We start from the raw sequence: 13,663 nt of genomic DNA, 5'->3' as shown, positions 1-13,663 counted from the left end.
AGAGTACAAGAGTAGTGTAACCAGTAGCGTAAAACGTAAATTTACGTTGAGTAAGGGTTAGAAAGTGTTGTGCTGCAGCACTTTCGGGATTGCTAAACCTATTTGTCTTACTCCCTAATATAAGAGCATGTCTCCGGAGGCATGCTCTTTTTTCTAGGACCAGCTTGTGGCAAACCCCTTGCGTTTCAAATTCTTGGTAATTGACCGGGACTTTCGCTTTGTTTCAATTTCCTGCTGTGGCTTGCCAAAGTACCAACCCTGGCCGTAATTGACGCCCAAGACGTTGAGAACATGTAGCTGTTCCTTCGTTTCCACCATTTCCGCGATGGTTCCGATATCCAGCTCCTGACAAAGACGTGAGAGCGCCTTCAGAATGGCGGCGTCGCGCTTGTTGGTCAGCACTTCCTTGATATAGGTGCCGTCGATCTTGATATAATCAACTGTCATGGCGCGTATATATTGGAAGGATGCAGACCCCGATCCCATGTCGTCGAGACTGATTTCCATGCCCGTCTCGCGCAGGGTCTGAATAATATTCTCCGCCCGCGGCAGGTCCTTGATACGGCTGGTCTCTGTAACTTCCAGGCCGATATGTTCACGGATTTCATCGTTATCCGCATAAAGAGCAAGAAGGTTGTCGATGAAAATATTCGATTCAAGAGAATATCCAGATATATTGATTGCCAGTTTCGGTAACACGTCGCCGCGTTTCTGGAATTCCAGCAACTTGTCCTTTGCCTTCTGCGCAACACCGAGATCGAGGTCCTGGATAATGCCGGTCTCTTCGGCAAAAACAACGGTTTCATAGGGGGACTCCCCGTCCTTAAAACGGGAAAGCACTTCGTAATGATGGACTTCCTTGTCGGCAATTTTAACGATCGGTTGGTAGACCAGCTTGAATTTGTAGTTCTGAAAGACGGATTTCAGTGCCAGCATCCGGTTCATCGTCTTTTCAAGACGGGTATCCATCCCTTCGGCCAGCGATTTTATGTTGAACTCTTCCTGATCGCTATCTACGAAGCGGTTGATCACATACATCAGCGCCTGTGTCGCATTATTTGCGGAAAGTTGGCCTTTTGAAAGATCTACAGTGCTTCTTTGCACTAAAAAATTCGCCTTGGGATCGATATCAGTTGTCAGGGTAGATATTTTTTCTTCAAGGATTTTTCCATTGACAGAGGGGCTGTGTACCAATCCGTATTTATCGTCATCAAGCCGGCCGGCGGCATCGCCACCCAAAGAATAACGCCGCAGGAGAATGCCAATTTTATCGAGGAAACCGTTCATTTCATCATCGCCAACGCTTTCTTTGAGCGCGGAAAGGCCGTTCAAGTGAAGAAGCGTGAGTTCCGTCCGTTGTCCGGCGTCGGAGGCAATTGCCAACTGCTGGTCGGCAAGTTTCAGGAAATCTTGTCGATCGAGAAGTCCGGTTTCGTTGTCTCGATATTTTGTCGATGACCGGGCGGCTGCCATACTTGAGACATTCAGGGCAAGAAAGACATGTTCATGATTTCGGGGCAGCTTGCAGGCGCCAACGATGGCTGAGACCTTGGTCTTTTCCATCCGTGCGACGACAGGCGTAATACGGTCCCCGACGTTCATAGTGTCAAGGATATGGGTGAGGACGCCTTTATCCTGTTGCGCGACCAGATCGACAAACGGCATCCCCTTAAGATCCGCCATGTCAACGCCGGTCAGTCCTTTGGCGGCACCGGAAGCGAAAATGACGACCCCGTTATTGTCCAGCTCAATCAATAAGTCCGCTGCAGCAAAAGAAAAGGCAACAAATCGCTCTTTCTCTGTCCGCAGATTTTCTAGTTTAATATCTTGAGTCACCTTGCAGCCTTTTGGTTAATTCCCGGTAACATTAACCGTTGATTTATTAACAAATCAGAAAAATGCCTGAAAATTACGCAAAAAAACCCGCCACTGGGCGGGTTTTTCATCGCTCCCGTTGATGGGAGGTTTATTCTTCCGATTTTGGCTGTGGCATTACCGTACGGATATGCAGTTCCCGCAGGTTTTTAAGTGGTACTTCCGCCGGAGCCTGCATCATCAGGTCCTGCGCCTGCTGGTTCATCGGGAACAGAATAACCTCGCGGATATTCGGCTCGTCCGCCAACAGCATGACAATGCGGTCTACACCCGGAGCAATGCCACCATGCGGCGGTGCGCCATAGCGAAACGCATTCAACATGCCGCCGAAACGATCTTCAACGACTTGCGCTTCATATCCTGCAATCTCGAAGGCCTTCATCATGATATCAGGGCGATGGTTCCGGATAGCACCCGACGACAATTCAATCCCGTTACAGACGATATCATACTGATAGCCCTTGATATCGAGCGGGTCCATGGTCTCCAGCGCCTCAAGCCCGCCTTGCGGCATTGAGAACGGGTTATGGCTGAAATCGATTTTCTTTTCATTCTCGTCATATTCGAACATTGGAAAATCAATAACCCAGCAGAAGCGGAAGACGTCCTTCTCGGATATATCGAGCTCTTCGCCAATGCGAACGCGCGCCTTGCCGGCAATATCGGCGGCACCCGCAGCCTTGTCACAGGCAAAGAAAACAGCATCTCCCTCACCTACGCCAGTTAACTCGCGGATTTTCGCAATACGTTCTTCATCAAGGTTCTTCGCGATCGGTCCTTTGGCCTCACCTTCCTTGAAGATAATATAACCGAGGCCGCCAGCGCCTTCTTTGCGGGCCCAGTCATTCATCTTGTCAAAGAAGCTGCGCGGGCGGTCAGCCGCCCCTGGCGCGGGAATGGCCCTGACGACGGAACCTTTCTCGATATTCTTGGCAAACAGCCCGAAGCCTGAGCCTGTAAAGGGTTCGGTCGCATCACTAATGATAATCGGGTTGCGAAGGTCCGGCTTGTCCGTGCCGTATTTCAGCATGGCTTCATCAAAGGGAATCCGCTCAAACGGGGTGACGACCTTGCGTTCACCTGCGAACTTCTGGAATACCTCCGTCAGGACGGGTTCAACAGCGGCGAAGACGTCTTCCTGTGTCACGAACGCCATCTCGATATCGAGCTGGTAAAACTCACCCGGACTACGGTCTGCGCGGGCATCTTCATCACGGAAGCAGGGCGCGATCTGGAAATATCGGTCAAAGCCGGACATCATGATCAACTGCTTGAACTGCTGCGGCGCCTGCGGCAGGGCATAGAACTGGCCCGGATGGATGCGGCTCGGTACGAGAAAGTCGCGCGCGCCTTCGGGCGATGATGCCGTCAGGATAGGAGTCTGGAATTCCTGAAATCCCTGGCCAACCATTTGATTGCGTAATTCGGAGATAACATTGGAACGCAGCACGATATTTTGGTGCAGCCGATCGCGGCGCAAATCAAGATAACGATGACGCAAGCGGATATCCTCCGGATATTCCTGCTCGCCAAAGACCGGCATGGGAAGTTCATCCGCTGCGGACTGAAGCGCGAATTCTTCGATATCGACTTCAATTGCACCGGTTGGCAGGTTCGAGTTTACAGTCTCGTCGCTCCGGGCTACCACTTTCCCCGTGATGGTGATGACGCTCTCGGACCGCAGGCTTTCCACGGCCTCGAAATTAGCGACATCATGTTCGATCACACATTGGGTGATACCGTAATGATCGCGCAGATCGACAAACAGAAGGTTGCCATGGTCGCGCTTGCGGTGAACCCAGCCAGACAGCCGGACAGTTTCGCCAACATCACTCTCGCGCAGTTCCGCGCAAGTATGGGTTCGGTAGCTATGCATCGTTACTCTCTTATAAAATCTTCGGGGCCGCAAAGGGCCGTATTTGATAATGAGGGCCTGTATTACATGGTTTTTCGCCTGTCGCCAACCTTCCTTTATCGGGAATTATCAGCTATCTTACCAAGAATAGAACTTTGCAATGTAACAAGTAGCGTTTGGGTGCCCCCGGGCGTGTTTTGTTGGGAAAGGGCACTGAAACTCAATGCAGATAATAAAAACAACAGCGGACCTTGAAGAACTGGTAACACGGTTCGAAAAATATCCCTATTTCACGATTGATACAGAATTTCTGCGCGAAAACACCTTTTGGCCAATTCTTTGTCTGGTTCAATTGGCGACCGATGATGAATCGGCGATTGTCGATCCGATGGCGGATGGGATTGATCTCGCCCCCCTCTTCCGTCTGTTGCAGAATGAGGATGTATTAAAAGTCTTCCACGCGGGCCGACAGGATCTTGAAATTTTCCATCATTTGAACGGTGAGGTTCCGAAACCTATTTTTGATACCCATGGTCGCGGCGATGGTCTGTGGTTTTGGTGAATCCGTGGGCTATGACACATTGGTCTCCAAGATTACCGGTAAAGGCATCGATAAATCTTCGCGTTTCACGGACTGGTCACGCCGTCCCTTGTCCGACCGGCAACTCACCTATGCAGAGGCAGATGTGACCCATCTTCGAAAGGTCTATAAGTTCCTCTCGAAAAAACTAAAGGAGAGCGGCCGCGAAGAATGGGTAACTTCGGAGATGGAAATTCTTCGCTCTCCCGAGACATATTTTATTCCCCCGGAAAATGCGTGGCAACGGATCAAAGCCCGTAATCATCATTCAAAATTCCTCGGCCTGTTGCAGGCCGTTGCCGCCTGGCGGGAGCGTCAGGCGCATTTGCAGGATATTCCCCGCAACCGGATTTTGCGCGACGAGGCTCTGATCGAGATTTCATCCAATCCACCGAAGGACGCAAATTCCCTTTCTCATGTCCGGGGGATTGGCCTTAAATTTGCCGAAGGAAAAATGGGACGCGGTCTCCTTGAGGCTATTCAGGAAGGCGTGAACCTTCCCGCAGATATGGCGCCGCGAATGGATAAGAAGACGCCGCCGCCAAAAGGAATTGGGCCCTTAATGGAATTGCTCCGAGTGTTGTTGAAGCTCCGGTGTGAGGAAAACGAGGTTGCGCAGAAGCTTATCTGCAATATGTCGGATTTAGAGAAAATTGCCATCGACGATAATGCCGATGTTCCCGCGCTTAAAGGCTGGCGCCGTCGTGTCTTTGGCGACGACGCCCTGAAGCTTAAAAATGGTGAGATTGCCCTCTCCTCTGAGAGCGGGAAGATCAAGATTATTGATCTGGCATAATATCAATGGCGGATTTTAGTTCGAGATTGTTGGCCAGTGCCTCGAACTGATTGACCACATGATGCCCGACCAGCGGAGAGAGAGTGGACGGAATTCTCAATGCTATGGCCGTAGAGGAGACTTCCAGCCGTGTCTGGGAGAGAATGCCAATCGTCCCGCCGCTTAACGTATGCGATAGACGAAGGGCGAGGCCAACGGTCAAGGCATCTTTCGCCTCTTCATCGGAGAGCAGGCGCAGGCTGTCATCTGTCGCGGGTCCGGAAAAATCGCCTTTATATCGAGCATAAACGGATAATGCGACCATGGCCCGGCCGCGATGACCAATACCGTTAAAGGGTGCGCGGAATATCCGCCGGAACGCCTGCGCTGCGCGATAGTCAGAATTGGCCCACCAGGCAATATCAGACAGTGTGGCGGCGGCCAGGGTCAGGCGTTTCCCGTTTTCGTCAACATTCCCCAATATATCATGGAGCCAAGCAAAAATTTCTTCCCCATGCTCGGCGAAGCGTCCTTCTGCGGCGGCCATGTCCCGGCAGGCATCAAGCAACGGATCGCGGCGTCGAACGGATTTCTTAAGCTCGGAAAACAGCATCCCTTCGCGCAGGCCATTTCCGGAGAAGATAATATTCTTTGGCTCCGTCATCGTCATCAGTTCTTGCATGATGATGGCGGCGGTATGCATGGTGTTCGCACGTGATTTGGGAATGCCATTGGCGGCATTGAGTTCCTGAATTGACATGCCAAGAATTTCGTCAAGCAGTTCGGTCATTTGTTCCGCGCTTAATCGATAGCTATGGATGATATTCAGCGGATGACCGGTCTTGAAAATATGATAGCGCGCCAAAACACGCCAGGCGCCGCCAACAGCATAGAAATCCTGCCCGGACATCTCCTCCAGCCAGTCGGCTTTGGCGAATTTCTTGTTAATGAACTTGCGCAGCTTCTTCTCGGGCATATCCATATAGGAAAGCCGCAGCGCGCCGAGGGGGAGTGTCGCTGTCTCCTGGATGCGAAAATCTGCTATTTGCACCAGTTCCAGACTACCTCCACCCAAGTCACCGGCGAGACCATTCGCCTGCGGAATGCCGGAAAGCACCCCAAGCCCGGAATATCGTGCCTCCTGCCGACCACTCAGGACCTGAACATTAAGGTCGCATTGCTGCTCGATTTCCGAAACAAATTCGGAGCCGTTTTCGGCTTCACGTACCGCGGCCGTGGCGGCGACCATAACGCGATCGATCCCCATATGGTGGACAAGTGCGGCATAACGGCGAAGCGCAGCAAGTGCATCCAGCATCGCCTTATCACCAAGTCGGCCTGTCGTGCCGAGTTCCTTGCCGAGACCGCAGAGGACTTTTTCATTAAACTTGGGAAGCGGTACCCGTTGGGGACCATCAAACACAACCAGACGAACCGAGTTCGATCCGATATCGATAACAGCAGTAGACCGATCCGACAGTTTAACCGAGGGATCCAGCTCTCTATCCCGATCTTCCATAAAACCCTAACACCTGGAATACGAAAACCAAATTTCCTAGCTTGGTGGTACAAGCTTGGGTACAGGTTCCTTTACAAGCAAAGCCTTGCCGCGTCCAGATAAAGACGGGTTCGTCATGAAATAATTATGGGCAGAGAAGGGTTTTTTATCAGTAGAAATGCGCTCATACTCACCGTTTTCAAGGAGTCTCCAGCTTTGCTGGTTATCTTTAAGGCACACCACCATAATCTGGTCGAGAACCTGGCGGTGGATTGTCTCGTTGGTGACGGGAATGAGTGTTTCCACCCGCCGGTCAAAACTGCGCTGCATCCAGTCGGCAGAGGAAATGAAGACTTTTGCCTTGTCAGAGGGCATCTTATGGCCATTGCCGAAGCAGACAATTCGCGAATGCTCAAGAAACCGGCCCACGATACTTGTCACCTGAATATTCTCTGAAATTCCCTTGATGCCCGGGCGCAGACAGCAGATGCCGCGAATGATGAGACGAATATCGACCCCGGCATTGCTGGCGCGGTACAACGCGTCGATGATAGTCGGATCGACGAGAGAATTGAGCTTGGCCCAGATTGCCGCCGGTTGGCCCGCTTTCGCATGCTCGACTTCCTCCTCAATCATCTTTATCAGCGAATTTCGCAAGCTGTAGGGAGATAGCGTCAGTTTTTCGAGTCCCTTCGGCTTGGCATATCCGGTCACATAATTGAACATCAATGTTACATCTTTCGCGAGCTGTGCATCGGTCGTGAACATTGATAGATCGGAATAGATCGTTGCGGTGATCGGGTGGTAGTTGCCGGTCCCGAAATGCATATAGGTTTTAAGGTCCTGCCCCTCTCGCCGGACGACAACGGACACCTTTGAATGTGTCTTCAGGTCAATAAAGCCATAGATAACCTGCGCCCCTGCCCGCTCCAGATCACGTGCCCAGCGGATGTTGGCTTCTTCATCGAAGCGAGCCTTGAGCTCGATCAAGGCGGTTACGGATTTACCTGATTCTGCTGCTTCTATCAGGGCTTTGATCACAGGTGAGTTGGTGGACGTCCGATAGAGCGTATGCTTGATCGCCACTACATCTGGGTCCGCGGCGGCCTGACGAAGAAACTGAACGACGACGTCAAAGCTTTCATACGGATGGTGGACAATGAAGTCCTTGTTGCTGATGGCCGAGAAAATATCGCCGCCCGCATCGCGCACCCGCTCAGGATAGCGGGGGGTGTATGGTTTGAAACAGAGTTCCGGCCGATCCGAAGTGATAAGTTTCGATGTATCGGCAAGGCCCAATAACCCGTCGGTGATAATCAGGGCGCGCTTATCAAGGTCAAGTTCCTTAATCAGGTAGTCGACAAACTCCTGAGGCATTTCCTTATCTACTTTTAGCCGAATGACACTGCCCCGCCGCCGGCGTTTCAGTGCAGATTCAAAGAGCCGAACCAAATCCTCTGCTTCTTCTTCGACCTCCATATCACTGTCGCGGACGACACGGAACATGCCTTTGCTGGCGACCTCATATCCCGGAAATAGATGATCAAGGAACAGCATCACGATATTTTCAAGGCTGATAAATCGGATTTTTGATCCCGGCAGGCGGATGAACCGATCAAGTGCCTGTGGCAGCAACAAAAGGGCCTTCAGGTTTCGCTCGGATTCTTTGCGAACAAGTTCCAGAAACAGGCCGAAGCCGAGATTCTGGATAAAGGGGAATGGATGCGCCGGATCAAGTGCCATCGGTGTCAGAACTGGATAAATCTGTCGCTTGAAATAATCTTCGAGCCAGATCCGCTCCTGCTTGGTGAGGTCCTTCGGGCTAAGAACATAAACCTCTTCCTGCCGGAGTTCCTTGATCAGGCGGTTCCATTGCAATGTCTGCTCCGCCATCAGGCTGTTTGCCTTGCGGTCCACTTCCTCGAGCTGTTGCGCCGGGGTGAGGCCATCATCACTCAATGTCTTGATATTGGCCTTGATCTGACCCCAGAGACCCGCGACACGCACCATATAAAATTCATCAAGGTTTGCGGCAGAGATTGACAAAAACCGGAGTCGTTCAAACAACGGATGGGCTGTATTCGCCGATTCTTCAAGCACCCGCCAGTTAAACGACAGCCAAGAAAGCTCCCGGTTGATGAAGCGCTCCGGGCTGGCGAGAAGGTCTGATGGCGCAGCGTCCGAGGGTTTGATCTTTGTCGACATGATTAGCTCTGTTCCATTCGCGACTATTGTTCACTATGAAAGATATAGGTCTAACATCAACAAATTATGACAAAATACGTATTTTATTGGTGTTTTTCACCATTTCACATACTTAGGTTAGTCTATTTAACTTTTGTCCAGGTTTGTGTTTTACAAAAGAACAGGACGCAGCCCTTTACATCAAGGGTGGTCGGGTTCACCAACGTCAGGGATGAGGAATAGGTTTTTCCGTCTTCCGGGTTATAGATTGTCCCGTCATCCCATTCATTCTCACCGTCCGGCTCAAAGCCTTCCAGCAGAGGAAGCCCGAGAATTTTACGTCCCTGCAGTTTGGGATCTTCATTCTTCATGTCCGTCTTATCAACCTTGGCTTCTGTCAGTGGTTCTTTCAACCGGACAATCTTTCCGCAGAACTTATCTCCGCAAGGCTCTATTTTTACGTGGCTTTTCCCCTCTACCGTGGACCAGATACCAGTTACATCGGCCCGTGCCGGCGCGATGATCAACAGAAGGGTGATGAGCAGACTGATAGAAAGTGTCAGAGTTCGCATGTTAATTACCTCCGGTTGCTTGCTATCTTACAATGTACCCGGGAAAGCGCCGCCATCCAATAATATATTTTGCCCTGTAATGAAGCCCGCTTTATCGCTGCATAGAAAGGCACAGGCCGCACCGAACTCCTCTGCCGTGCCGAAACGTCCGGCGGGATTGCCAGCGGCGCGTTCTTTGCGGATATCTTCCAAGGGGCGACCGCTTGATTTGGAGACAGCCTCAAAATTACCGCGCAGGCGATCTGTATCGAACGGGCCGGGCAACAGGCCATTGATGGTCACATTATCGATGACTGTCTTGCGGGCGATCCCGGCGACAAAACCGGTCAGCCCTGCCCGAGCGCCATTGGAAAGGCCAAGAATATCAATCGGGGCCTTCACCGCACTTGAGGTAATATTGATAATGCGTCCGAATTTGCGTGCCCGCATTCCGTCGACCGTTGCCTTGATCAGTTCGATCGGGGTGAGCATATTGGCGTTCAGCGCCTTCTGCCAGTCATCGAGTGTCCAGTCATGAAAATCACCGGTTGGCGGTCCCCCGGCGTTATTGATCAGGATGTCCGGTTCTGGGCAGGCCTCTAACACTTCCGCGCGGCCTTCAGGCGAAGTTATGTCACCGGCGATTGCTTTTATTTGCACCGGGGAAATCGCGCGAATATGGTCGGCCGTTTCTTCCAGCGTACTTTTGGTTCTTGCTGTAATAACCAGATTAACGCCTTCGGCGGCCAATGCTTCCGCACAGCCGCGACCAAGTCCCTTACTGGAGGCGCAGACAATTGCCCATTTTCCTGAAATTCCTAAATCCATTTTCTTATCCTTGCTCTTCCTTGAAGACTTCGCGGAGCAGCGAAATCGTAATTTTTCGTTTTTTGGCAAGCGCGCTGTTATCAAGGCGCGTTACAAACCGACGGGCTTCGGCAAAAGACCGTTCTAGCCGCTGCGTGATATACTGAACGACATCCGGTGTGACAGCAAGCTGCCTGTCAGAAAAAAGCTTGATGACAAGTGCCGCAAACAACGCATCATCCGGCTCTTGAATACGCGCCACCGGCACCGTCCCAAGACGGGAGGAAAGATCTTTAAGTGTGAGGTTCCAGGCACCTCGGCGCCGTCGTTGCGGTGATCAGCAGACTGCCGCCCTTTTCCTGTATCAAATTGAAAAGATGGAACAAGGCGTCTTCCTTCAGGCCCGCTCCGGCATTTTCCATAATTAGCGGATGGGCCGCAAGCGTACTGTATTTCTCTATGTCGAAATGATCAAGCTCCGCCGCCGTGATAATCCTGGCGTCAGTCCGTGTTTGCCAAACATGGGCAAGATGAGTTTTTCCTGCACCGGATGGCCCGACGAGCAGCAGGGATCGAACCGGCCAGTCCGGCCATTTATCAATCCAGGCGACCGCCTCCTCATTCGCGGGCGTGACGAGAAAATCCTCCCGTCCCGTGGCGGCACGAAACTCGAAATTCATCGGAATTTGAGAGGGTTGCATATTAATCCTCAGGAAACTCATCAGGATCGGCTTGTGCGGGTGGTGGCGCGCCATATAAAGGGCTTTGCAGATACTGGTCAATCGCAAATCTGCTGACAACGCCGACCACGGCTGCCATGGGAATAGCAAGCAAGACGCCGACGAAACCGAACAGGCTGCCGCCTGCGAGTAGGCCGAACATGACCCACACCGGATGCAGCCCGACCTTTTCTCCAACGAGATTGGGGGTCAGCACGTATCCCTCCAGGACCTGCCCGACGACAAAAATTGCCCCGACAATGCCGATCATGATGAAATCAGGCCAGAACTGGACCAAGGCCACGCCGACCGATGCAATAAAACCGATAATCGCGCCAACAAAGGGAATGAAGGAGATAAGGCCGGTGATAATCCCGATGACCAGTCCGAACTCAAGGCCAGTCGCCATCAGTGCGACGCCATAATAGATAGCCAGCAACAGACAGACCGTCGATTGTCCACGCACGAACCCAGCCAGTACATCATCAATTTGCTGTGCTAACTTGCGGACTTGATGGGCATTCTTGCGGGGCAGCCAGCTGTTGATACGCGCAATAATATGATCCCAGTCCCGGAGGAGATAGAAGGCAACCACCGGGGTAATAACCAGAAGAGTGACCATATTGACCACAGCCAACCCGCCGCCGACAATATTCTTTGAAAGAGAGCCAAGGCCCTTGACCGCCTCTCCGACATATTGGCCAATAGTGTTCTTGAATTCATCGCTTTCCTGCAATGCCGGAATATCGACAAAACGGTCAATAATCGGCAGGAAGAAATCATGCAGGCTCTGGTAATAGGTTGGCAGGTTATTCAAAAGGCCGAATATCTGTTCAAAAATGACCGGAACGAGAAGCATCAATGCCAGAATGACAAAGATCAGGAATACCCCAATAATGATTGCTGTCGCGGCAGTCCTGTTCAGGCCTACCTCCTCCATCCGGTCCGCGACGGGATCCAGGAAGTAGGCAACGGCCATCCCGAGAACGAAAGGTAGCAGAATATTGCTGAGTAAAACCAGAAAAATGATAAATACAACAAGGGCGATGGCCCAAAATCTCATATGTTGCTTTAACGTCATGAATTTTCCGCTTTCTCGGTGTTTTGTTGTGACCATTGCAGGATATAGGTAAGCCCGGAAAGAACCGTCGTCACCCCGACGATATAGACAAAAAACTCAATCGCGTCTTCGTATCCCGTCTCGAATCCCTTGTTTCCAAGCACTACAGCTGCGAGGCTGATCTGGCAGAACGTATTAAGCTTGCTCAGCTTTGATGGCACGATGGTGACATTCAGTTCCAAAAGAAACGTCAGGATTATAGCGCCGACAATCAGGATATCGCGGCTAACCACCAGAATCACGAGCCAACTGGGGAGATCCTGTTGTATCCCCAGTGTCACATAGATGGAGACTAGCAATATCTTGTCTGCAAGGGGATCAAGATAGGTCCCGAGCGGGGTCACCAGGTTAAACTGCTTGGCGATTAGTCCGTCAAGCGCATCGGATAGTCCAGCAAGCACAAATGCGATAAAGGCGGCATACATCTGGTTAGCCAGGATCAGCCAGACAATAACCGGAACCAGGATCATCCGGAGCAATGTAATCGTATTGGGGATATTCAAAGCCTTAACCAAACCCCGCTTTATCAGATAGCATTAACGCACCGGGCGCCTATTTTTGATTAAGTGTCCAATAGCCGCCCTGATCCGTGAGCGCAAGGTCCCGCTGGTCAAGCGCCGCAACTAGCCTGTCTATACTGCCGACAAAGGTAATGTGCCAAAAGGCCCGCTTGACGCTGAGATCCTTGACTGTCAGGTCATTGACTGCGGACAGGCTCTTTACCTTGCTCTGCAACGCAAGCCAATCGGGCAGGCTTGAAATGTCTGTGGTAACGGCCAAGGTGTTTTCAATACTGAAATCGAGAACATTCTGCTGCTTCCATTCCTCCTGCATGCGTCCCATAATGTCGAATACGACGCTCTGCATCAATCCTTCTTCATCCTCGCTGCCTTTAAAGGTTTGCAAAGTGGCGGGTTCTGTCTGACCGACTACATTCCGTGTTACATCAAGAAACAGGGTGCCGTCCGTATCAGTGCGCAGGCTCGCGCTAATGACCTCAACCTCTGCGGCGCCATACTCTTCGCGAAGCCGATCTAGGGCGGTGGCGTTCAACTCCATCGCTTGGCTAGCGTCGATGGCCTTCATATCTTCAAGGCTGCCTGATGGAATGACCACCGGGCGCAATAAACGCTGTACCCAGTCATCACGGAGGCTGTCCGGCTCCTGTGGGCGCAATCCGTAATCAATGATATCGATCCATACCGTCCGCCAGGGATTGGGGTAGTCCCAGAGATAGGCGCGACCATCGGCCAGGAAAACAGGCAACACCAGGATCGGTTTGCCGAAGGATTCGGAAAAAGGCAGCATATTGCTGCGTAGCAACTTACGTATATCGTCGCGCTTAAACTCGTACGTCAAGTCAGCGAGATAGCGTTTCGCCGAGGTACGTTCATTGGCCACCTGAAACGAAGCGACCATTGGCGTGATCGCCGCATCATCCAGGACTGGTAAGCTTGCATAGTAAGGCACTGGCACTAAACGGCGTAACAGGGCATTAAACGCCCGTTTCTGGCCTTTCTGCACTGCGATTGTGCGTGCAGCCGAAGCAGAGGAGGCCGTTTCATCAACCGCTATATCCCTGACAACGTAAAAATTGTCCGCGGCATGACCAAGCGAAACGCTGCCCGCAAGGCAAAAAACCGCAACCGCCATGGCAAGGAAGCGCGAAAAGATTGGATTTAGCTGTGTATCCGTCATT

Annotated in this window: 12 protein-coding genes and 1 pseudogene; 2 read left to right on the top strand and 11 right to left on the bottom strand. The window is 51.7% G+C overall.

From position 1 onward, the window contains the following. Positions 1-153: 153 nt before the first annotated feature. Together AC0L73_RS00595 and aspS are read right to left on the bottom strand one after the other, a co-directional pair. Positions 154-1,836, bottom strand: a complete 1,683-nt coding sequence (locus AC0L73_RS00595) for an EAL domain-containing protein (RefSeq protein WP_473654611.1) — start codon at positions 1,834-1,836, stop codon at positions 154-156. A gap of 130 nt (positions 1,837-1,966) precedes the next feature. Further along, positions 1,967-3,751, bottom strand: a complete 1,785-nt coding sequence (gene aspS, locus AC0L73_RS00590) for an aspartate--tRNA ligase (RefSeq protein ID WP_227952037.1) — start codon at positions 3,749-3,751, stop codon at positions 1,967-1,969. A gap of 202 nt (positions 3,752-3,953) precedes the next feature. Here aspS and AC0L73_RS00585 point away from each other — a divergent pair. Together AC0L73_RS00585 and AC0L73_RS00580 are read left to right on the top strand one after the other, a co-directional pair. Continuing rightward, a pseudogene (locus AC0L73_RS00585) lies at positions 3,954-4,404 on the top strand (ribonuclease D); the annotation flags it as partial. Positions 4,405-4,497: 93 nt separating this feature from the next. Beyond that, positions 4,498-5,106: an HRDC domain-containing protein gene (locus AC0L73_RS00580; protein ID WP_473655400.1), complete on the top strand. Its 609-nt coding sequence runs from the start codon at positions 4,498-4,500 to the stop codon at positions 5,104-5,106. Here AC0L73_RS00580 and AC0L73_RS00575 read toward each other — a convergent pair. The 9 genes from AC0L73_RS00575 to AC0L73_RS00535 all read right to left on the bottom strand — a co-directional run bounded on the left by AC0L73_RS00575 (position 5,090) and on the right by AC0L73_RS00535 (position 13,662). Further along, on the bottom strand, positions 5,090-6,604 hold the full coding sequence (locus AC0L73_RS00575) for a Ppx/GppA phosphatase family protein (protein WP_473654610.1): 1,515 nt from the start codon (positions 6,602-6,604) through the stop codon (positions 5,090-5,092). The two genes, AC0L73_RS00580 and AC0L73_RS00575, sit on opposite strands and share 17 nt — an antisense overlap. 36 nt (positions 6,605-6,640) lie before the next feature. After that, positions 6,641-8,788: an RNA degradosome polyphosphate kinase gene (locus AC0L73_RS00570; RefSeq protein ID WP_473654609.1), complete on the bottom strand. Its 2,148-nt coding sequence runs from the start codon at positions 8,786-8,788 to the stop codon at positions 6,641-6,643. A 122-nt stretch (positions 8,789-8,910) separates the two neighbouring features. Further along, positions 8,911-9,339: a DUF2147 domain-containing protein gene (locus tag AC0L73_RS00565; protein ID WP_473654608.1), complete on the bottom strand. Its 429-nt coding sequence runs from the start codon at positions 9,337-9,339 to the stop codon at positions 8,911-8,913. Positions 9,340-9,366: 27 nt separating this feature from the next. Next, a complete protein-coding gene (locus AC0L73_RS00560) occupies positions 9,367-10,146 on the bottom strand; it encodes an SDR family oxidoreductase (RefSeq protein ID WP_227952032.1) in 780 nt (259 codons plus the stop codon). Between the two features lie 4 nt (positions 10,147-10,150). Beyond that, positions 10,151-10,387 (bottom strand): HdaA/DnaA family protein, encoded by a 237-nt coding sequence (locus AC0L73_RS00555; RefSeq protein WP_473654607.1) that lies wholly within the window; start codon positions 10,385-10,387, stop codon positions 10,151-10,153. Positions 10,388-10,418: 31 nt separating this feature from the next. Further along, positions 10,419-10,826: a P-loop NTPase family protein gene (locus AC0L73_RS00550; protein ID WP_473654606.1), complete on the bottom strand. Its 408-nt coding sequence runs from the start codon at positions 10,824-10,826 to the stop codon at positions 10,419-10,421. A gap of 1 nt (position 10,827) precedes the next feature. Further along, on the bottom strand, positions 10,828-11,925 hold the full coding sequence (locus AC0L73_RS00545; RefSeq protein ID WP_227952028.1) for an AI-2E family transporter: 1,098 nt from the start codon (positions 11,923-11,925) through the stop codon (positions 10,828-10,830). Continuing rightward, positions 11,922-12,467 carry a CDP-alcohol phosphatidyltransferase family protein gene (locus tag AC0L73_RS00540; RefSeq protein ID WP_227952026.1) on the bottom strand — a complete coding sequence of 182 codons (546 nt, stop codon included), beginning with the start codon at positions 12,465-12,467 and terminating at the stop codon, positions 11,922-11,924. Before AC0L73_RS00540 ends, AC0L73_RS00545 begins: the two co-directional genes overlap by 4 nt. 49 nt (positions 12,468-12,516) lie before the next feature. Further along, positions 12,517-13,662 carry a DUF2066 domain-containing protein gene (locus AC0L73_RS00535; RefSeq protein ID WP_473654605.1) on the bottom strand — a complete coding sequence of 382 codons (1,146 nt, stop codon included), beginning with the start codon at positions 13,660-13,662 and terminating at the stop codon, positions 12,517-12,519. Position 13,663: the final 1 nt, after the last annotated feature.

It is taken from the genome of Sneathiella sp. D3-11 (genome assembly GCF_055809395.1).
This window is presented reverse-complemented; position numbering and strand designations above follow the sequence as displayed.